This window comes from Flavobacterium sp. RNTU_13 (assembly GCF_046614455.1).
GTDB lineage: Bacteria > Bacteroidota > Bacteroidia > Flavobacteriales > Flavobacteriaceae > Flavobacterium.
Genome location: NZ_JBKJHB010000001.1, coordinates 411,713 through 433,141 on the forward strand (window position 1 = coordinate 411,713; position 21,429 = coordinate 433,141).

At 44.4% G+C, this 21,429-nt stretch carries 19 protein-coding genes and 1 tRNA gene; 10 read left to right on the top strand and 10 right to left on the bottom strand.

The window, feature by feature from the left end:
• Window positions 1–11: 11 nt before the first annotated feature.
• From ACLI08_RS01900 to ACLI08_RS01910, 3 genes are all read right to left on the bottom strand, one after another.
• Complete coding sequence (locus ACLI08_RS01900; RefSeq protein ID WP_411426762.1) at window positions 12–2,117, bottom strand: T9SS type B sorting domain-containing protein; 2,106 nt, start codon at window positions 2,115–2,117, stop codon at window positions 12–14.
• A gap of 34 nt (window positions 2,118–2,151) precedes the next feature.
• Window positions 2,152–2,691, bottom strand: a complete 540-nt coding sequence (locus ACLI08_RS01905) for an RNA methyltransferase (protein WP_411426763.1) — start codon at window positions 2,689–2,691, stop codon at window positions 2,152–2,154.
• Between the two features lie 81 nt (window positions 2,692–2,772).
• A tRNA-Leu gene (locus ACLI08_RS01910) sits at window positions 2,773–2,854 on the bottom strand.
• Window positions 2,855–2,998: 144 nt separating this feature from the next.
• Here ACLI08_RS01910 and ACLI08_RS01915 point away from each other — a divergent pair.
• Window positions 2,999–4,387, top strand: coding sequence for a dipeptidase (locus ACLI08_RS01915; RefSeq protein WP_411426764.1), 1,389 nt, complete (start codon window positions 2,999–3,001; stop codon window positions 4,385–4,387).
• A gap of 138 nt (window positions 4,388–4,525) precedes the next feature.
• The gene (locus ACLI08_RS01920) at window positions 4,526–5,008 is read left to right on the top strand and encodes a hypothetical protein (protein WP_411426765.1); all 483 of its coding nucleotides are present in this window, start codon (window positions 4,526–4,528) and stop codon (window positions 5,006–5,008) included.
• A 97-nt stretch (window positions 5,009–5,105) separates the two neighbouring features.
• Here the strand turns inward: ACLI08_RS01920 and ACLI08_RS01925 are convergent, their stop codons facing one another.
• Complete coding sequence (locus ACLI08_RS01925) at window positions 5,106–6,044, bottom strand: hypothetical protein (protein WP_411426766.1); 939 nt, start codon at window positions 6,042–6,044, stop codon at window positions 5,106–5,108.
• Window positions 6,045–6,068: 24 nt separating this feature from the next.
• Here ACLI08_RS01925 and ruvC point away from each other — a divergent pair, with 24 nt between their 5' ends.
• Genes ruvC through ACLI08_RS01955 form a run of 6 tightly spaced genes read left to right on the top strand, consistent with a single transcriptional unit; the run spans window position 6,069 to window position 10,190 of the window.
• Window positions 6,069–6,623, top strand: coding sequence for a crossover junction endodeoxyribonuclease RuvC (gene ruvC / locus ACLI08_RS01930; RefSeq protein ID WP_411426767.1), 555 nt, complete (start codon window positions 6,069–6,071; stop codon window positions 6,621–6,623).
• Window positions 6,624–6,635: 12 nt separating this feature from the next.
• Complete coding sequence (gene hemW / locus ACLI08_RS01935) at window positions 6,636–7,769, top strand: radical SAM family heme chaperone HemW (protein WP_411426768.1); 1,134 nt, start codon at window positions 6,636–6,638, stop codon at window positions 7,767–7,769.
• A 55-nt stretch (window positions 7,770–7,824) separates the two neighbouring features.
• Complete coding sequence (locus ACLI08_RS01940; RefSeq protein WP_411427369.1) at window positions 7,825–8,589, top strand: cyclase family protein; 765 nt, start codon at window positions 7,825–7,827, stop codon at window positions 8,587–8,589.
• Window positions 8,590–8,615: 26 nt separating this feature from the next.
• A complete protein-coding gene (locus ACLI08_RS01945) occupies window positions 8,616–8,969 on the top strand; it encodes a DUF4260 domain-containing protein (protein ID WP_411426769.1) in 354 nt (117 codons plus the stop codon).
• 44 nt (window positions 8,970–9,013) lie between these two features.
• The gene (locus ACLI08_RS01950) at window positions 9,014–9,379 is read left to right on the top strand and encodes an MmcQ/YjbR family DNA-binding protein (RefSeq protein WP_411426770.1); all 366 of its coding nucleotides are present in this window, start codon (window positions 9,014–9,016) and stop codon (window positions 9,377–9,379) included.
• 43 nt (window positions 9,380–9,422) lie between these two features.
• Window positions 9,423–10,190 carry an enoyl-CoA hydratase/isomerase family protein gene (locus ACLI08_RS01955; RefSeq protein WP_411426771.1) on the top strand — a complete coding sequence of 256 codons (768 nt, stop codon included), beginning with the start codon at window positions 9,423–9,425 and terminating at the stop codon, window positions 10,188–10,190.
• Between the two features lie 75 nt (window positions 10,191–10,265).
• Here the strand turns inward: ACLI08_RS01955 and ACLI08_RS01960 are convergent, their stop codons facing one another.
• From ACLI08_RS01960 to ACLI08_RS01970, 3 genes are all read right to left on the bottom strand, one after another.
• Window positions 10,266–11,366: a DUF4407 domain-containing protein gene (locus tag ACLI08_RS01960; RefSeq protein ID WP_411426772.1), complete on the bottom strand. Its 1,101-nt coding sequence runs from the start codon at window positions 11,364–11,366 to the stop codon at window positions 10,266–10,268.
• Between the two features lie 159 nt (window positions 11,367–11,525).
• Entirely contained in the window at window positions 11,526–12,944 is a 1,419-nt protein-coding gene (locus ACLI08_RS01965) for a M56 family metallopeptidase (RefSeq protein WP_411426773.1), read from the bottom strand.
• Window positions 12,944–13,312: a BlaI/MecI/CopY family transcriptional regulator gene (locus ACLI08_RS01970; RefSeq protein ID WP_411426774.1), complete on the bottom strand. Its 369-nt coding sequence runs from the start codon at window positions 13,310–13,312 to the stop codon at window positions 12,944–12,946. The genes ACLI08_RS01965 and ACLI08_RS01970 overlap by 1 nt, the downstream gene beginning before the upstream one ends.
• A 175-nt stretch (window positions 13,313–13,487) precedes the next feature.
• Here ACLI08_RS01970 and ACLI08_RS01975 point away from each other — a divergent pair, with 175 nt between their 5' ends.
• Entirely contained in the window at window positions 13,488–16,910 is a 3,423-nt protein-coding gene (locus ACLI08_RS01975) for a hypothetical protein (RefSeq protein WP_411426775.1), read from the top strand.
• Window positions 16,911–16,960: 50 nt separating this feature from the next.
• Here ACLI08_RS01975 and ACLI08_RS01980 read toward each other — a convergent pair whose 3' ends face one another.
• The 3 genes from ACLI08_RS01980 to ACLI08_RS01990 all read right to left on the bottom strand — a co-directional run bounded on the left by ACLI08_RS01980 (window position 16,961) and on the right by ACLI08_RS01990 (window position 20,177).
• Window positions 16,961–17,452 (bottom strand): hypothetical protein, encoded by a 492-nt coding sequence (locus ACLI08_RS01980; RefSeq protein ID WP_411426776.1) that lies wholly within the window; start codon window positions 17,450–17,452, stop codon window positions 16,961–16,963.
• 87 nt (window positions 17,453–17,539) lie between these two features.
• Window positions 17,540–18,937, bottom strand: coding sequence for a di-heme oxidoredictase family protein (locus tag ACLI08_RS01985; RefSeq protein WP_411426777.1), 1,398 nt, complete (start codon window positions 18,935–18,937; stop codon window positions 17,540–17,542).
• A 76-nt stretch (window positions 18,938–19,013) separates the two neighbouring features.
• On the bottom strand, window positions 19,014–20,177 hold the full coding sequence (locus tag ACLI08_RS01990; protein ID WP_411426778.1) for an imelysin family protein: 1,164 nt from the start codon (window positions 20,175–20,177) through the stop codon (window positions 19,014–19,016).
• A 140-nt stretch (window positions 20,178–20,317) separates the two neighbouring features.
• Here ACLI08_RS01990 and ACLI08_RS01995 point away from each other — a divergent pair, with 140 nt between their 5' ends.
• Window positions 20,318–21,427 carry an imelysin family protein gene (locus tag ACLI08_RS01995; protein WP_411426779.1) on the top strand — a complete coding sequence of 370 codons (1,110 nt, stop codon included), beginning with the start codon at window positions 20,318–20,320 and terminating at the stop codon, window positions 21,425–21,427.
• The last annotated feature ends 2 nt before the right edge of the window (window positions 21,428–21,429 follow it).

Below are 21,429 nucleotides of genomic sequence, written 5' to 3' on the forward strand. Positions count from 1 at the left end.
TGTATCGTTAACTATCTGATTAGGGAAAAATGTCCTCTTATTTCGGGCATTGTAGGTTTTACACGCACCACATACCAGTAGTCGCTTGCGGGCAACTGGTATCCGTTAAAGGTACCATCCCAACTTGTATTATTAACACTAAGACGGGTAATAAGCTTACCGTAACGGTCAAAGATATCAACGGTTGCCTGCGGAAGCTTGCTAAGGCCGGCAATGGTAAAGGTATCGTTTATATCGTCGCCGTTCGGGCTAAAGTATTTCGGTATAAGGTCTACTGCAAATGCAAACGGATATTCGCCACAACCGTTTAACGACTGTGCCACCACTATGTAAATACCCTGAGAAAGGTTATAAAAAACATTAGATTGCTGATAGTCGCCACCATTTAATGAGTAAATATAGTTTTGAGGATCGTTATTCTGCATACGCACCTCTACCCTGTCGTTTTCTACCCATACCGTACTGATAACCGGAGCCAATTTACGCGTAACAATAAACGTACGTGTGGCAAAACATCCGGCTGCATTCGTAAGCGTTACGGTATATGTACCACCTTCTTCAACACTTATGGTAGGTGTAGTTTCCAGTGTAGACCAAAGGTAAGATACGGCATCAGCCTGAGCTGCATTTAGCACCGCCGTAGTACCGCTACAAAAATCAATATGTGTTTCGGGGTCTGCAATTACTGGGGCTGCTACCGGAGTTACAGTAACCGGTACGCGTGAGTCTGCGGCACAGCCGTTGTTTTCGGCAAACACATAGTAGGTTGTAGTTGTGGTAACCTGGGGTGTTGTATACGTAGTACCCGTTGCCAGTAAGTTACCACCCGAAGGTGCATCATACCAATACACATTACCCACACTGGCCGAAGCCTGAAGTGTAGTAGGCTGGCCTTCGCAGGCGTTTACATTAGCCGAAGCTACAGTAATAACAGGCTTAGCCGTAACGTTAGCCCTTACCGCCACGCGTGGTGCAGTGGCACACGTATCATCATACGCTGACGCATAGTAAGTAGCCGGGGCGGTTAACACCGGGGTAGAAAAAGAGTTTCCTGTTGCTATGGGGGTATCTCCGGTAGCAACATCATACCAATATACCGTACCACCACTGCTCTGGGCTTGTAATGTAACGCTTCCGCTACCACAAACGGCAGGAGAATCTGTATGAGACGTTATTGAATTTATACTTATAAAGGTACTCGCCGCTATATTTAACACCGGATCGCCTGGCATACCTCCAAACTCTATTATATATCCTTTTGGTGCATACTCGTTTGGCCCTCCGGCATCGGGCAGGTCGTTCCATGACCCGGCAATCCCCACTCCGGGTGCCGTAATATGTGCATAGTCTTCGTTGCCTCCTGAGTCGTTAGGCTCCCCCGTATTCCAAAAAGCAAAATTCGGCGTACTACCGTTTGGCCCGCCGTTCCAGAACGTAGTACCGGCTTCAGGCCCGGTAACCCATTTCCAAACGCCTTCCTGGGTAGCATCTGTACCGCCAATCCAGCCTGTTCCCTGTGCCTGCTCACCACAAAGGCGCGCTTCGTCCATAGACAATAGCGTGGCAAGGTAACCCTGCAATCCGTAATAGCTATCGGCAGCAGCAGCAGTACGTGCAGCAGTCCAGGTAATGCCCGGAGCAGATACATAGCGGTAATAATGCCCCGTGCTGGGCAGGTAATTCGCTTCGCCAATACTTATAGAAAAGGTGCGGTTACCAGTGGCAGTAGCACTACCGGTAAACACTACATTTTGTACCGCCTGCACTAACGTAGTGTAAGGTACCTGCTGACCTGCATTTCCTTTTATGGTAAGTTTACCCGCGGTAGCATCCCATACCGATGTAATACCGGCAATGGTGGTATTTAACGATAAGCGATCGTTACCGTTACTGTAACCCGCAGATATTTGTATATAAACAGCCTCGGCAGTAGTATCTCCGGGGTCAGGATCTGTAATAGTAAAAGAAGTAACAACATTAATGGTACCGCCAGGGCAGTACACCTGGTTTCCGGCGGCAGTTACTACCGGCGGCTGATTGGTTTGGGCATGCGTATTGAGGGCTGCCAGTCCAAAAAACAGGCAACCCGTTAAATAACGGGATAACTTTTTCTTCATTCCGTAAAAATAGAAAATAATTTTTACGGCATTCTTAATTTTTGGGATAATATATCTTACTAAAAATATCCCAAACCACCACCCCAGCACTTACCGAAATGTTTAATGAATGTTTTGTACCAAGTTGGGGAATTTCAATCACGCCGTCGCAAAGATCTACGGCCTGTTGTTGCACACCTTTTACCTCATTACCAAATACTAAGGCATAGCGCTGCCCTGCTTCGGGATGAAAATCCTGAAGAAACACCGCGCCCTGTACCTGCTCAACGGCATAAACCGTTACATCGCTTTGTTTAAGTGAAGTTATTACATCGGTAACACTATGTGCATGTTCCCATGCTACGGTTTCGGTAGCGCCCAGTGCTGTTTTATGGATTTCTTTATTAGGAGGTGTTGCAGTAATTCCGCATAAATATATTTTTTCAAGCAAAAAAGCATCCGCCGTGCGAAAAACAGACCCTATGTTATGCAGGCTCCTTACATCATCAAGTATAATGATTAGTGGTGTTTTTTCGGCATGTTTAAACTCGTCAGGATTTTTACGATCCAGTTCGGCATTGGCTAATTTTCTCATAAAAATTATCTTTTTTCGTAAAGGTAATATGCTAAAAACAGATTATAAAAAAAGCCTCTGATTTCTCAGAGGCTTTTGCTGTGCGGGTGAAAGGACTCGAACCTTCACACCGTGAGGCACCAGATCCTAAGTCTGGCGTGTCTACCAATTTCACCACACCCGCAGGTCAGTAATACTTGACAGTGTTTGTTTCATTATTACGGGTGCAAATATACGGCAGTTTTCTGAATATGCAAGAAAAAGGAGCAAAAAATAATTATTATTTTTTCTGTACATTTGGCTTAAAATCGTATATATCTCATAATAAATGGATAACATAAAAAATTATGTCGGCCAAAACAAAGACCGATTTATAAACGAACTGATTGAACTGCTTAAAATACCATCGGTTAGCGCAGATAGCGCCTACAGCCAGGATGTAATTAACACCGCAGATGCGGTACTTAACAGCCTTAAAGCGGCGGGATGCGACAAAGTAGAACTTTGCGAAACACCGGGCTACCCGATTGTGTATGGTGAAAAAATTATAGACCCTGCCCTGCCTACCGTATTGGTTTATGGCCATTATGATGTTCAGCCAGCCGACCCGATTGAACTTTGGACCTCCCCTCCTTTTGAGCCCGTAATTAAAAAAACGGAGCTGCACCCTGAGGGTGCCATCTTTGCCCGTGGCGCCTGCGACGACAAAGGCCAGATGTTTATGCACGTAAAGGCGCTGGAATATATGGTACAAAACAACAACCTGCCGTGCAACGTAAAGTTTATGATTGAGGGAGAGGAAGAAGTAGGATCGCCAAGCCTTGCCTGGTTTGTAGAGCGCAACCAGGAGAAGCTTAAAAACGATGTTATCCTGATTTCAGATACGGGGATGATAAGCAACGAGCAGCCAAGCATAACCACCGGCCTTCGCGGCCTTAGCTATGTAGAGGTAGAGGTTACCGGACCTAATCGCGACCTGCACTCGGGTCTGTACGGTGGTGCTGTAGCTAACCCTATTAATATATTGGCCAAGATGATTGCCAGCCTGCACGACGAAAACAACCACATTACCATACCGGGTTTCTACGACAAAGTAGAAGAACTAAGCCGCGAAGAGCGCGACGAAATGGCAAAAGCACCTTTTAGCCTTGATGCTTACAAAAAAGCACTTGATATAGAAGATGTGTATGGCGAAGCTACCTACACCACTAACGAACGCAACTCCATCCGCCCTACGCTAGATGTAAACGGTATATGGGGTGGCTACACCGGCGAAGGTGCCAAAACGGTTATTGCCAGCAAGGCCTACGCTAAAATATCAATGCGCCTTGTACCAGCACAGGACTGGAATGAAATCACCGAACTGTTTACCAAACATTTTACAGCTATAGCACCAAAAGGCGTAAAAGTAAAAGTAACGCCACACCACGGCGGCCAGGCGTATGTAACCCCTATAGACAGCATTGGCTACCAGGCAGCTGCTAAAGCATACGAAGAAAGCTTTGGTGTTAAGCCTATCCCGGTACGTTCAGGAGGCTCTATTCCTATTGTAGCGCTGTTTGAAAAAGAACTGAAAAGCAAAACCATAATGATGGGCTTCGGTTTGGATAGCGATGCCATTCACTCGCCAAACGAACACTACGGTATTTTCAACTACCTTAAAGGAATTGAAACCATACCGTTGTTCTACAAACATTTTACGGAGCTTTCGAAATAAGTTTACAGTCGCAGTCGCAGTTCACAGTAAAAAAACTGAAGAACTGCGACTGAGACTGCATACTAAAAATGCACCCTACGACTGTAAACTAAATTTCGTATTTTTGGCTTTACGTTTTAAAACAACAGGTGCCGCTTCATGAAAAAAACACTGTTTTTATTTCCTTTTGCCTTTATAATAGGTTCCTGCAAATATTTTGATAAGCAGGTACCCGATGAGGACAAGTTGTTACAGCAACGGCTGGAACAAATCAACTGGAAACAGGTAAGCAGCTACCCGTCTGTATCTGAATGTGATGCTATTACCGACAAGGAACTGAAAAGGGATTGTTTTTTTTCAACCATGGCGCGTCTGGTTCAGGAAAAGCTGGGTGCCGACACCATAGCCATGCTGCACCCATGTATGGATACCATTAACATGAAGGTTACCGTATACCCCGATTCCAGGATTGTTTTTGAGCCGCAATTCCCGGCAGACAGCACTACGTATAACCGGGCAAAATTTGACAGTATTATAAAATCGCGTCTTGTTGATTTCCCGAAAGTAGAGCCTGCACAAAAGGAAGGAATCCCGGTAACGAGCCAGTTTATTATCCCCATACTGCTGGATGTGGCGCAGTAGCTTCTACTCCTACCTCCGCAAGGTCTTTCCGACCTTTTAGGTTTAAAACTGCAACCATAAAAACACCTACAAGGTTTTTAAAACCTTGCAGGAATACTTAAAACTTCCTCTTGAACGTCAGCACAAAATAACTACCGGCAATTACGGGCAGTACTATGTTTAGCATCCATTGCAAGGTGGCGGCAAGTACTACAATCCATTCGTCTACACCAATTTTCCCGAAAAAAAATACCGCTACACTGCCCCGCACCGCAAAGTCGATAAAGGTAAAATTGGGCAACGACGAACCAAGGAAGTAAATCCCCGCTATTGCAGGCAGCATAATATACGCCGGCACGGCAACATTAAAAAGTATAAAAAGTAGATAGTGCTGTAACACTATGCATAAATAGCGCAGCAGCGCATACACCATATTACGCCTATGTACGGTTTTGGGTAGTTCTTGTATTTTTTCTATCAACCGTTGTATAGAATATCCCTTTATGGTAATTTTTCTTGATGCAAAAACAACTGCAACCAGTACGCCTATTGCAGCAAGTATAAGAAACAAAAGGCTACTGGGTAATATGTTGTACATAAAATTAAATACCACAAGACCACTAAGTCCGGCAACTACGGCTATAATCATTTGCACACCATTACAAATAAGATTTAGGAACACTACCTGCCCCGCTTCTTCCTTTTTATAGTAAAACGCCTTAGCGGCGTACTCCCCTAATCCGTTTGGTGTAAAAATAGCGGCTGTAACAGCTGCCAGCACTTGGGCAGCCGACTTACCTAATGATATAGGCCGTAGCATACCCGAAAGTGCCTGCCATTTCAGTACCTCTAAAAAGCGGTTCATCACTGTAAGAAACAGTATGGCTGCAATAATTAGTGTAGCACCTTTTCTGTTTATGGCATCAGACAAACGCTCAGGGTTAAACTGGCTTCCGTCGGAAAGGCGGTTGTAGATAAAATAAAACGCTCCGCCCACTACCAATATTTTGGCAATAAACACAAAGAATTGCTTAGTTTTGTCGGGCAGGGCTTTCATCCTCGCAAAAGTAACAAAATTACCTTGGCAAGCGAACGTATTATATTAGGCATAGACCCCGGAACCACCATTATGGGCTTTGGCATTATTAAGGTGGTGAATAAAAACATGCAGTTTATTCAGCTGAACGAACTTAACCTAAGCAAATACGACGACCATTACCTGAAGCTTAAACTCATTTTTGAGCGCACTATAGAACTGATAGAAACCCACAATCCAGACGAAATAGCCATTGAAGCACCTTTCTTTGGCAAAAACGTACAGAGCATGCTAAAGCTTGGCAGAGCGCAGGGCGTGGCTATGGCTGCAGGACTTTCGCGCCAGATACCCGTTACCGAGTACGAGCCCAAAAAAATAAAAATGGCCATAACCGGAAACGGTAACGCCAGTAAGGAGCAGGTAGCTAAAATGCTGCAACAGCTCCTTGGCTTGAAGGAACTCCCTAAAAACTTGGACAGTACCGATGGGCTTGCCGCTGCCGTGTGCCATCATTTTAATACGGGCAAGGCTACCGTAACGGGAAAAAGCTATAGTGGATGGGATGCGTTTTTAAAACAAAACCCAGACAGGGTTAAATAAGGCACAGAACACATGGCGGGCATATACATCCATATACCATTTTGCAGGCAGGCATGCCACTACTGTGACTTCCATTTTTCTACCTCTATGAAAAAACGGGAGGAAATGGTTCAGGCTATAGCCCGGGAAATTGCGTTGCGAAAAGATGAACTGGGTAACGAAACCATAGAAACCATTTACTTTGGCGGAGGTACACCATCGGTTTTAACGAATGAGGAAATCCAGTTGCTGATTGATACCGTGTACCAAAACCATACGGTTATTGAGAATCCTGAGATTACCCTTGAAGCCAATCCGGATGATTTAACACCCGACAGAATTACCGAATTACCAAATTACCGCATTAACCGCCTGAGCATTGGTGTACAGTCGTTTTATGAGGAAGATTTGCAAATGATGAATCGGGCGCACAATGCCACCCAAGCCGAAGCCTGCCTTACCGAAGCCGTAAAGCATTTTGATAACATTACACTCGACCTTATTTACGGTATCCCCGGTATGAGTAACGAACGCTGGATGCAGAATGTAGAAACGGCACTATCGTTCGGCATTCCGCATATATCAAGCTATGCACTTACTGTGGAGCCAAAAACCGCACTGCACACATTGGTAAAAAAAGACATCATAGCCGCACCGAGTGATGAAGCCGCGCACGAACAGTTCCTCCTCCTTGCCGACCGCCTGCAACAAGAAGGCTTTGTGCATTATGAGCTGTCTAACTTTGGCAAGCCGGGTTACTTTAGTAAAAACAATACGGCATACTGGCTGGGCAAAAAATACATAGGCATAGGGCCATCGGCACACAGCTATAACGGCACACACCGCAGCTGGAATATAGCCAATAACACGCTGTATTTAAAGGCTCTTGCCGAAGACAAACTTGCCTTGGAAACCGAAGAGCTTACCCCTGCCGACCGTTACAACGAATACGTAATGACGGGGTTGCGCACCATTTGGGGTGTAGATGTGAAAAGGGTTAAGAATGAATTTGGCACAACGTACTCGGATTACTTGCTTAAAGAAGCTACGCCGTTTGTAGCACAGGGGCTGCTTTCGTTTGAAAACAATACCCTAACTACTACCCGCGCCGGAAAGTTCCTTGCCGATGGTATAGCTAGCGATTTGTTTTTTGTAAATTTGGATTGAATTGTGTCACGGAGCTTCACAAAGAAGTCACGGAGTTACACAGAGAAGCCTAATGATGCAAGCCAGTATTCAATACAACAACAAAAGCTTTCAGGTTGATTTTTCATCACCCATAGACCTATCGTTACCCATAACCGCCGATGGTAAAAACCCCATAGCGTGGTACCTCAATCAGCCGGAAATCAGTCCCGTTAGTATAGACGACTGGACCGGACAAGTAGCTAAAGGATCGTCGACCAACTTTAACAACATAGCCTTTAACCCGCATGCGCACGGTACACACACCGAATGTTTGGGGCATATAACCCGTGATTTTTTCAGTATCAATAATGCGCTAAAGACTTTCTTTTTTGTAGCGGAGCTTATTTCGGTTACGCCCGAAGAAAAGGATGGTGATTTGGTGATTACCAAATCCCAGATAGAACAGGCACTAGGCAGCAAAACGCCCGAAGCGCTTGTAATACGAACCCTTCCGAACCTTGACGAAAAGAAACACAAAAACTACAGTCACGCCAATCCGCCCTACTTAGAGGAAGCTGCCGCTACGTTTATCCGCGAAACTGGCATTAATCACCTGCTCATCGACCTGCCGAGTGTAGACCGCGAAGAAGATGGTGGTAAACTCCTGGCCCACAAGGCATTTTGGAACGTAAAAGACACGCACAACCTCAACGCTGACGCACGTCAAAACGCTACGATTACCGAACTTGTTTTTATTGATGACAAAATTACCGACGGAGCCTACCTGTTGAATTTGCAGATTGCGAGCTTTGATAACGATGCCAGCCCGAGCAAGCCGGTGCTTTATGGTTTATTTTAAATGCTGAATTTTAAATTTTGAATGTGATGAAACAGCTGATACAGTTAGAGGAAGCGGCACTATTTATCCTAGGCATTTACGGGTTTAGCCTGCTGCCTTTTGCATGGTGGTGGTTTCTAGTACTTATCCTTGTACCTGATTTTTCAATGATAGGTTACCTCGCCGGGAATCGTGCAGGTGCCTGGGTATACAACCTGTTTCATCACAGGGGTATTGCTGTGTCAGTGTACCTTTTGGGTTGTTACATGGTAAACGCCAATATACAGTTGGTTGGTGTAATGCTCTTTGCCCACAGTAGTATGGACCGGGTGTTTGGCTACGGCCTGAAATATGAAAGCGGTTTTAAGTTTACACACTTGGGAGAAATTGGGAAGAAATAACCTCAGCTGACTTTTCACTTTATGACTTTAAACCTTTCGACTCTATGACCATACAAGACCTTTACGATTACTGCCTTAGCAAACCGGGCGTTACCGAGCACTTTCCGTTTGATGAAGACACACTGGTGTTTAAGGTGGGAGGGAAAATGTTTGCCCTTTCATCATTATCTGAATGGGAAAAAGGCAACGCCAGTATCAACCTGAAATGCGACCCTGATCGTGCCGAGGAATTGCGCGCTGAATACGAAGGCATAAAGCCGGGCTACCACATGAGCAAAGTACACTGGAACACCGTAACCGTTAACAGCGATGTACCCCCTAAATTACTGCGGGAGCTTATAGCCCACTCTTACGAACTGGTATTTAACAGCCTTACTAAAAAACTTAAGTCTGAAATATCAGGCGCATAAACACTATAATCCAAACTACATATAACCTAAATAACCTCATTTTATGCAAACAATTACGGAAGCCTTTGTAACTTCTGAAGTTAAAAACGGCATAGCCACCGTTACGTTTTTTCATCCGCAGGGCAATTCCATGCAGGGTGTACAACTGGCACGGCTTGCAGCAGAAATAACCGCACAAGGCGAAAACCCCGAAGTAAAAATAATAGTACTGAAAAGCGCAGGCGAAAAGGCATTCTGCGCAGGTGCCTCGTTTGATGAACTGCTGTCTATAACCAACGAACAGGATGGCAAGGCATTCTTTTCAGGGTTTGCCAATGTAATTAACGCTATGCGTAAAGCCCCTAAACTCATTATAGCCCAAATTCAGGGGAAAGCCGTAGGCGGTGGCGTAGGCCTTGCCTGTGCTGCTGACTATACTTTAGCTACCGCAGCAGCTTTGGTTAAGCTAAGTGAACTTACCATAGGCATAGGGCCATTTGTCATCAGCCCGGCGGTGGAGAGGAAAATAGGCACCTCGGCCTTTATGCAAATGACCATGAACGCTACCGAATTTTACAGCGCACAGTGGGCTAAGGAAAAGGGTATGTTTACCGAAGTTTTTGAAACGATAGCGGAACTAAATTTGGCAACGAATACACTTGCTGAAAAACTTTCTACCTACAACCCCGAAGCCATGCGCCTGCTGAAACAGATAGCCTGGCAGGGCACAGAAAACTGGGACACGCTCCTTGCCGAACGCGCACAAATGAGCGGCTCATTGGTACTGAGTGATTTTACTAAGGAAGCGCTACTTAAGTTTAAGAGTTTGTAGTTTATGGTTTATAGTTCCGGACGTAACCATGAACTATAAACCATAAACAATATAACCGCAAAAGCGAAGCTTTTGCTACATTACACTTTTCTGTTTTTCGCTAAAGCGGTCGGTATGCGTACGCAGCATATCGAGCGCTTTTTGCTTTTTATGTTCGTAGAGTTCGCGGTCGGTACGAATATCAGCATACACATCATCATAAATTGCAGCATCTGTAGATTGCAGTAATTGTCGTTGATGGGTATCCATCGCCAGATTAGAGCGCATGGCTGCTTCGGTATCTTCCAGCTTAAAGTCGTACTCCCCTTTTGGCGAAAGCAGCTTGGCTATAATAGGCGATGTTTCTATAGCCAGGAACAGCAGCATTATAAACAACGATGGTAAAAACGGCAGCTTATTCAGCGCATTAATGCGCGCCATTAGCCCGTCGAAACCATCAATAACGGGTTGGGTTTCGGTAACTTTTTTATCCAGATCCGCCTGAAGCACTTTACCGGCTTTTTCGTTCTCGGCTATTCTGGCCTCGTTGCGTTTACGCAGGCTGTCCAGTTGTTGCTTGGCGGCATCATGGCTTTCGCGCTTTTCTTTGTAGATGGGGCCTTTACCCATTTTCTTGGTTCCGGCTGTACCTTCGGCTTCGGTAATATAAGAACTGTACAAACCGGCCACTTCCTTTTCCTTACGCGCTATTTCGGCACGCAGGCTATCGGTCTGGGCTTTATTTTTATCCAGGTCGGTTTTATAAAAGGTACTCACCTGCTTTTTATTGGCAATAGCCATATCGTTTTTTTCCTTAAGGAGCTGGGCGTTAACTTCCTTTTCGAAAATTTTAATCTCAAGCGGTTTGGAAATTACTATGGCTATAATGATTGCCAATACGATACGTGGTGTGGCCTGCAGCAGCTCTTGCCTAAATTTATCGCGCTTACGGATCGTAGACACAATAAACCTATCCAGGTTAAAAATAAGCAAGCCCCATACAAACCCGAAGAATGCCGCCGTATACACGTTATCAAACACCGTATATAGCGCATAGGCTGAGGCTATCCATGCCAGGAGTGCCGTGAAGAATACGGTGGCACCAATACCCGCATATTTGTTTTGTTCACCATTAGAGCAGGTGCCAATGATGTTTTTATCTGCCCCGGAGCAGATAATAAAAAATTGTTTCAACATAGTACTGAACGTTTTTTGTTTTTGATGATTGATGATGATGATACTGCAAAGATAACGTGATTTTAACTACAATTGTTATAAAACGCTGATACGAATTACGTTAAAAAAAAATATCCGCCCGGTGTGGGCGGATGTTACGTAGTTAAAAGCGTTGCTGTATTAAGCCTTTAAATTTACTGTTATAGGCAGGGCGTATGATGTACGTACCGCGGCACCTTTTACCTTACCGGGATTCCATTTAGTGGTAATGGTTTTAAGTGCACGGATGGCTTCATTACCCAGTCCATACCCGGGATCTCTTAAGATTTTAAAACCCGACATACTGCCATCGGTTTCTATAACAAATTGAACATATACCCTTAGTGGTTTATCCTCTTTTACGTCGGGCACTCTAAATTCTTTAATAACAAGCTTCATAAACTCCCCGATACCTCCCGGAAACTCCGGCTGCGGATCTAATTCTGTAAAGTTATACACTGGCTGTTGGTCTGCCGTAGCTTTATCCTGCTCTGAGCCTACATTACTATCAGAAGGTAAACCTGCCTTATGAACACCTTTTTCTTTCTTCTTAGAATCACTTTTCTTTAACGGTGATGCAGTGATTTTTTTGCCATGTTTTAGAGCAATGCTCTTAGTTTTTAATGGTGCTGACGCGGAAGTGGAAGCCTTTTTTGGTTTTGATAATGTGGCTTCTGTCTTTGAAACCGGGACACTTTGTGCTTCCACCTCTACCGAAAAAATTAATACAAGAGCGGCAAACACGGGCAATACGCTTGCCTGTAACAGTGCTGCTTTTAAACGTGTGGTGGTTTTTGTCATCATGATAAAACGTTTTTTGGTTAAACTAAAGTTTATACTGCTGGCCAGCGCGTAAGCCATAGGCGGTGTAGCCTTATCCAGCAGTAATGATTGATAGGTGGTTATGTTAAGATGTTGATGTATTACGGCGTCATCGGCCAGGAACTCGTGATTGGTTTGTATCGCCCTTTTGTACAGGTATAAGAATGGATTGAACCAAAACACTGTTTTAAGTAATTCTATAAACAGTACATCGAGCGTGTGTTTCTGGTGCACATGTGCCAGCTCGTGTGTAAGGAGTTCTGGCTCTGTTAGCCTACGTTCGTATTCTTTATCGCTTATAAAAATGTAGTTCAAAAATGTATGCGGAGGCATTTCGTCTTTAAGTAAAACCAGCGTTGCACCTTTATAATCAAGTAACGTTTTGCCACGTTTTGCCCTGTAAAATTTTAAAATGTTAAGCATAAACCTGACAGCAAGCAACGTTACGACTAAAACATAACCGCCCACAGCCGCATAAAACAAATAGGGCGTTTGTACAACTTCAGTTGTTGCTACGGGGGCTGCCGCTACCAGTTGCATAGCTTCTTCAGGTGGAGGTGATGCCTCTGCCTCAACGTATATCGGGATGGTAATAACGGGCAAAACCAAAGAAAACAACAGGCTGCCTAATAAATAGAACCGGTTAAACCTGTGCATTTTTTCGCGGGAAAGCAGCAGGTGGTATGCCGCCAGGAAAATTCCCAGCAGCAAGATCGATTTCAGGATATAGGTTTCCATTACTTTCGGTTTTCTATCTCTTTGTCGATTATTGAACGGAGTTCTTTCAGTTCTGCATCGCTAAGATTGGTTTCTTTGGTAAAGAAAGACGCAAACTGTGCCGCAGAGTTATTAAAGAAACTTTTTATCATTCCGTTTACCTGTTTAGAAAAGTAGTCGGATTTGTTAACCATCGGAAAGTACTCACGGCTTTTGCCGTATTCCTTATATCCTACAAAGCCTTTTTCGGTCATACGCTTTAGTAGCGTAGCTACCGTGGTAGCAGCAGGCTTAGGATCAGGAAAAGCATCAATAAGGTCTTTCATAAAAGCCTTTTCCTGTTTCCATAAAAACTGCATTAGTTGTTCTTCGGTTTTGGTCAGCTGCATATTCTACAAAATTAGAATTACTTCTACAAATGTAGAATAAAAAATAATCCACACAACAAATTACTGAATTTTAACACTTTGCAAAGCACCAAAAATCGAGTAAGCAAATTATCGCACTAAAGCATTACCCGAAAAAACATACTACTTTTGTAGTTTTTGAGTTTATACGGTTACGATGCTAAAAAACGGGATTTTATGGATGTTGTTGCTACTATGTGCCGCCACCGTGCAGGCGCAGGACAACGGCACGCCATATAAAACCCGGAAAGTATTCCCCGTAACCGATACCATACGTATAGACAGTGTATCGGTAAACCCAACAGGATTTTCGCTTAAAGATGTTTCGGGCAAAGCGATAGACACCACCTATTACAAGGTCGACTTTAGTAAAGCAATGGTAGTATTTAAAAACGGCTACCACCCTGTAGATTCCCTAACGCTAAACTACACCGCTTACCCTTCTTTCTTAACTAAAAAATATGCGCTGTACGACCGCAGCCGTGTGGTACCAAACGATGCTAAAACCGGCGAACGGTATACATTTAATCAAAATGCAAACAACATCCTTAAACCACTAAACGGGCTTAATACTTCCGGGAGCATTACAAGGGGTATAACGGTAGGTAATAACCAAAATGCTGTGGTAAACTCTAACCTCGACTTGCAGATTACAGGGAAATTATCAGACAAGGTAAGCCTTCGTGCCAGCATACAAGATACTAACATTCCGTTGCAGGATGGTGGCTATTCGCAAAAGCTTGATGAGTTTGACCAGATTTTTATCGAAATGTTCAGCGAAAAGTGGAACATTCGCGCAGGCGACCTTTTCCTGGAAAATCGCCAGTCTAAGTTTCTCAACTTCAACAAAAAAGTACAGGGCCTAAACACCACTGTGGTACTGGGCACCAATGAGAACAAAACCACTATAAATGCTGCGGCCGCTTTGGTTCGTGGGCAGTATGCGCGCAGTACATTTACAGGTACAGAGGGTAACCAGGGTCCGTACAAACTTACCGGTAGCAATGGTGAGCTATATGTACTGGTTATTTCGGGTTCAGAGCGGGTGTATGTAAACGGTGTATTGCTGGAACGCGGCGAGAGTAATGACTACGTTATTGATTACAATGCCGGAGAAATCACCTTTACGTCGCTGTTCCCCATTACCAGCGAAATGCGTATTAATGTGGAATACCAGTACAGTAACCAAAACTTTTCGAGGTTTGTTACCTACGGTGGCGTAACGCATGAATCAGAAAACTGGAGCGCAGGCACCTATCTGTACAGCGAAAGCGACATGAAAAACCAGCCGCTACAGCAAAGCCTTACTACAGAGCAGGTAGATATACTTAAACAAGCGGGCGACAACACGGCGTTAATGACCGCACCATCGGCTTACGAAGATACGTATGGAGAAAATAAAGTATTGTACCGCCGCGAAACTGTAAACGGTACAGCTATTTACATTTACTCTAATAATCCCTCCGATGTATTATATAATGTTACCTTTACCAATATGGGCGCCGGTAATGGTAATTACGTGGTTTCTGCCACTGCATCGGTAAAAAAAATATATGAATATGTAGCACCGCTAAATGGTGTTTCACAGGGCAGTTACGAACCGGTGGTAAAGCTTACGGCCCCGGCGAAAATACAGATAGCAACCGTTATGGGGAGTTACCACCTCGGCGAAAAAACACAGGTAAACGCCGAGGTAGCCGTTAGTAATAACGACAAGAATTTATACTCGCCCATAGATGATGGCAATAACCGCGGTACCGCCCTTAAGCTCGACGCGAAGCAACGTGTGTTTACGCGGGAAACAATGCTTGTGGATGCCTTTGCCAATTACCAGTTTGTACAGCGGGAATTCCGTACCATAGAGCGTTTATTCAACATAGAATTTAATCGCGACTGGAACCTTACCAATGTAATTACCACCGATTATAATCAAAGCTATCTTATTGCGGGCACCACGCTGCGTATGCCAAAAAACGGGCAGGCTACGTACCAATTAGAGCAACTGGACTTTGGTAGCGGGTTTACCGGCACACGCCATGTAGTAAACGGGCAGTTTACTTTTGGTAAATTTTATATACAGGAGTCGGGCAGTGCGCTAAAGAGTAACGGTAACTATAGTACCTCATCGTTTATACGAAATGAGGCGCTAACAAAATACCATTTCGGGAAAAACTGGGCCGGGGCAAGTTTCCGTGCGGAAAATAACGAAGAAACCCTGAAAGAAACCAACACTTATAGCAGCCTGAGCCAGCGCTTTACAGAATATGGCGCTTTTACGGGCCGGGGAGACAGTACTAAAGTATATGTAGAGCTGGGCTATTTACAGCGCGCCAATGACAGCCTTGTAAATACAGTGCTAAAGCAGGTAAACACATCGCGCTCTTACTATCTTAAATCACGGTTACTTAAAACAGATAAAAGCAACCTATCTTTGTTTGTAAACTACCGGACGCTTAAATTTACAGACGCTGCGTACGCTACCCAAAAGTCGCTAAACTCGCGCCTGCTGTATAACGACCGCTACTGGGGGCAACTGCTACAGGTTACAGGAGCGTATGAAACGGCTTCAGGTACTATAGCCGAGCAGGAGTTTACCTATGTAGAAGTACCGGCAAGCCAGGGGGTATATATGTGGAATGATTACAACAACAACGGCATACAGGAACTACAGGAATTTGAAATAGCTCCCTACCCTGACCTTGCCAAATACGTGCGGGTATACCTTCCTAACCAGGTATATGTGGGTACGCATCAAAATAAATTCTCGGTATCAGGAACGTTTAACACCGCCCAATGGCAAAACGAAACCGGGATTAAAAAGTTTCTTTCATACTTTTATGATCAGGCTTCGTACATCATAGACCGTAAAATTCGGCGCCAGGGCAGTAATTTCGACATGAACCCTTTTTCTACCTCCGAAGAAAACTTATTAGGGCAAAACAGCTCACTGCGAAACAGCATTTTCTTTAACCGCGGAAAACAGCATCATTCGGTAACCTATACGTACCTGAACAGCCGGAGCCGGAGCTTGCTTTCGGTAGGTTCGCAAGATGCCAGGTTGCTGTCGCACCAGGCACAGTATGCGCACCTCATACAAAAAACATGGTTGCTTTCGTATACTCAGCAACACAGTAAAACCAGTGCCGACGCCCAAAACTACGAACAGAAAAACTATACCATTTTTAGCTATCAGCTGGCACCAAAAATTTCGTACATATTTTCACGAAATGCCAGCCTTGACGTTTTTTACGAATATCAGGATAAACGGAATGCCATAAACGGTCGCGAACAACTATCCCAGCAACGCACCGGTACTTCATTTAGCTATGCTACAGAGAAAGGCTTTACCACAAGCGGCGAACTTTCGTACTATAAAAATGATTTTACAGGAGACCAAAGCACAGCAGCGGCATACCAAATGTTACAGGGGCTTACCGCAGGGAAAAACATAACCTGGCGCCTGCTACTGCAAAAAAACCTTACACGTTTTCTTGATGTAAACCTTAGTTACCAGGGCCGTAAAAGCGAAACCAGCAAAACCATACACACCGGAAGCGTGCAGTTAAGAGCGTATTTTTAGGTGATTAAAAACGCATGAATAAGTGGAATAATTGAGAAAATCTATAATTGTTACTCCACCAGCTTTTTTTCTTTAGCAGAAAAAACTTCAGATTGCAGTATATACGCTTTGGCAAATGCCTTTAAATCGGCAGGCTGCGCATCAAAATTTTTAAGTAAAAACTTCTTATCAGCTTTTATCTGGCCGGTGTAGCCGGTAATCCATGGCACATTATCCTGTATGTTCAGGCGGATAAGGCGTGCCTCATAGTTATCGTAGTCTTTTTTTATGGTAGCATCGAGCAGGCTGGTACCTTTATCAAAAAGCCGTTTCTTGCTAAACAAACCGCTTTCATAGCGTGCTTTAAGCACAATAGACACCGCCTTATATGCTACCAGTGTAGTATTTTGGTGGGTGTCAGTAACATCCTCAAAACGCTTATAGAAATTATTAGTGCTTTGTTCAGATACTGCCGCGTTTACATACTCCTTGCGTATGGTAGCAAGATCTCCTACAGGCAATCCCGCAACTATAAATGCTATAAACATTACTACTAACTTCATGGGCACAACACTAATTTACGGTTTTGGGCAAATATACATTTTCTATCCTATACCTATCAAGCGTTGTGCCAATGAATGTTAAAGCATTTATAGCGAGTTAATAAACGTCAGTAGGTCTTCGCGGTCTTTAGCACTCAGCTGCTTAAATTTATCTTTGCTGGCCTGCGCTTCGCCACCGTGCCACAGTATGGCTTCGGTAACATTACGCGCACGCCCGTCGTGTAAAAGCTTAGTATGCTTGTTTACCTTGTTTATAAGCCCTATACCCCATAGCGGCTGGGTACGCCATTCGGTACCGCTGGCCAGGTAATCAGGAGCGTTATCGGCAAGCCCGCTACCCATATCATGCAATAGCATATCGGTATACGGGCGTATGGTTTGGTTGCGTAACGACGCCACACTGTGTCCACTACCGGTTTGCATTTTAGGAATATGGCATGCCGCGCAGTTAATGCTGTTAAAAATCTGTTTACCCCTAAGCACATTCTGGTCGTTGTAATTACGACGCATAGGTACAGACAGGGTTTGGCTGTACAGCACTACCTTATCAAAGTTACTATCGCTTATTTCCGGCGAACCACCGTTTGGTATGGCATTACAGTCTACACCCGGCGGGCATATTTCATCAGGAAAAACGTATGATGTAATACCCATATCGTTTACAAATGCAGCCGCTACCTGCTGCCTTATGTTCGGTTGGTTTGCCTTCCAGCCAAAACGTCCCATTTTAAGGCTGTTTGTCATTTTATCATACACATAGTTGGCACGCCCCGAAATACCATCGCCATTAGCGTCATTTTCATCGGCAAAGCCCAGTAACGTGTGTTCCTCTACGGCTTCGAGTAAACCAAGGCCTATGATTTGGTTTGCTACCCTTGGCGAAACCAGCCCCCCATTAGCCAGTGCACCATAACCCAGGTTGCCTATGTTATAAACAGGCTTTTGCAGGGTAACTACCGTACCATCGGCAAGGGTTTCGGTAACATTTTGGTAGGTAATGGTGTACGTCCCTTTTACGGTTTGCCCGAGGATAGCCGTATCCTGCAGCTGATGCCCATATACAGGGTCTACCAGTGCACCGCCAAAGGCATCAGACCCAGGCAGGCTCAGGCGCATAAGCAGCCCGGCGCCCAGTTCGCCATCGTAGGCAGGCGGACGACCACGGCCGTCTTTAAAGTGACAGGCCCCACATGAAACAGCGTTAAAAAACGGCCCAAGACCATCTCGCGCCGTCGTGCTGGATGGTGCTGAAACCCAGCTTTGGCGAAAGAAAGAGTTACCCACACCAAAAGCTTCCGCTTCATCTGATGATAGGCCGGGAAGCGCAAAACCAAAGGCTTCCTCTGTAGTATTTTCTACCGTTGCAGTGCCGCCGCTGTATTGTTCACCGGTCTCGGCGGTAAGCGGTGTATAATCACTCTCCTTGTTACAGGCCGCGCTGATAATACCCAATGCCAGCAGCCAGCCAAACGTAGTTTTTTTCATGATATTTATAAACGCAGGAAGCACCTTTAGTAAAAAGGCACTTCCACAAAACAGATTACTATATAAAAACCTAAATTTATGGATTTACTGCTAATCCCAAAGCCGATGAACCCGACAACAGGTTAACACTAAAGTCATTTTTAATGGCCTTCCAGGCATCGGCCACTTTAACACCTTCTACAGACGAAGCACCACCCGAAATAGCATAATCAAAAGGAATATACATAGCATTTACCTTCGTTTGCGCATTTACTATAGATGCCTCTATGTTGTTATAAAACTCAGGGTTAGCTTTTTTAACCAGGTCGGCTAAAGAAGCACCTTCTATGTCGCGGTATTTTCCGTGGTATACGTTTACAATACCCTGAAGGTTTTGTATAATATCCCTGTGCGTGTTATCACTAAAACAACTGTGCTCATCTTCCTGATCCCTGTTGTTTAAGGCTACCGCCATACGCTCTACAGGAAGTTCGGCAGCTGCCAGAGTGGCAATGCCCAAGTACATATTAGTAAGCGCCACATTTTCATTCATACCAAGAAAAGTAGCCCTGTACGTACCTGATGGTGCCCATAAATCAACCAGGTAGGTAAGATGATCGGTAAGCAAATCAGCGCAAATATTAAGATACTGCTTTCTGCGGTCTGCGTTTAAAGCTGTGGTATAATCCGTATACGGCCTTTGCCCGGCAAGAAATGCCGAAGGAGCCGTTAAATCCTGCCCCCATAGCAAAAACTCAATGGCATGGTAGCCTACGCTAATGGTTTTTTCTCCGCCACTTTCGTTAAGTGTTTCCAGTAACTCTTTGGTTAATGTAGGATACAAATCAGTTCGGTTTATAATACCGCCGTTGTATACCATTCCGTTATCTTCTACATAATCTATAAAGTTTTCATCGAGCGGCCAGGCGTTTAGCAGGGCTTCAGGGCCATTATCATCTGCATCTATAGGACCGTTTGCAAACCTGAATGCCTCTGTAGTTCCGTAAGTCTCGCGGGCTTCTTTCCATTTGGTTTTGGCGTTATCAAAACTGTCCTGGTTAGGATTTGCCGTAAAAGTGTTTATGGCAGCCTCAAGTTCCTCTGCATCTGTAAGGGCATCCTTGTAGTTTTGGTACACTATGTTAGCATAGTTTTCCATAACCAGTTGCTTTTCACTTTTGCCGTTATCATCATTGCTGCAGGCGGTAAATGCTAAACCGGCTATGGCAAGTGATCCCAGGGCAAATATTGTATTTTTCATATCGCTTATTTAGATTTATTAAAAACAAGGCAAATGTATGAACTTTTGATATTTGGACAAAAGTTAAATGTTAAAAAATTTATTTAGAATAATTAAAGATAAATAATTGTTGTTTCATACTTTTGCCAAAAATTCTCAGTATGAAAAAGATTGTAGCGTTATTTACACTGATTATCATTGCCGCAGGATGCTCATCATCAGACGGAAACAACACCTCTAACACGGCTAATTACGATAAAAACGCCGTGCTTACAAACTGGGCCGACAATATTATTATACCCGCATACACTGCCTATGATGCCGCACTAGGCTCACTGCAAACAGCGGTATCTGCATTTACAGAAACCCCTACGGAAGCAAACCTGATTACAGTACAAACGGCCTGGCTGGATGCCTACAAGAAATACCAGCACGTAGCCATGTTTGACACAGGTATGGCAAGCGACCTTAATCTTATGCTTTCGGCTAACACCTTCCCTACCGATGTTACCGGCATAGAAACAAATATAAGCTCCGGCACATACAACCTGGAGTTGCAATCGCAGTTTTCGCGCCAGGGATTCCCCGCACTGGATTATCTGCTGTATGGCATGGGTAGTACTAACGAAGAAACTGTAGCTGTTTATGCAGGCGCTGCCGGAAACAGTTATAAACAATACATTACAGCAGTAGTTAACCGGCTTAAAACCATATCAGCTGCGGTGCTTGCCGACTGGAATGGGGCATACCGAAACACCTTTGTAAATAACACCAATTCGGTAACCGGATCGCTAAACCACAGCACTAATAATTTCGTAAAAAATCTTGAAAAAGATGTACGATACCCTAAGGTAGGCATACCTGCCGGGCTTTTTAGCAACGGTGTGCTATTCCCTGAAAAAGTGGAAGCGTATTTTCGTGGAAACGTGAGTAAAATACTGCTTAATGAAGCCATAACAGCCTCTAAAAAATTCTTTAACGGCACGTATTACAATAGTAACGGTACGGGCGCCAGCCTTAAAGGTTACCTGGATGCGGTAGGTGCAAAATCAGAAGGGCAAAACCTTAGCGATATTATTAACGCACAGTACGAAACCATACTTACTAAAAACGGGGCCTTAAACGACAGTTTTACTACTCAGGTAACTACAGATAACAGTAAAATGATCGCAGCGTATAACGCCATGCAAACGCAGGTGGTATACCTTAAAGTAAATATGTTTAGCGCACTTAGCCTTACCATAGACTACGTAGACGGCGACGGCGACTAAAA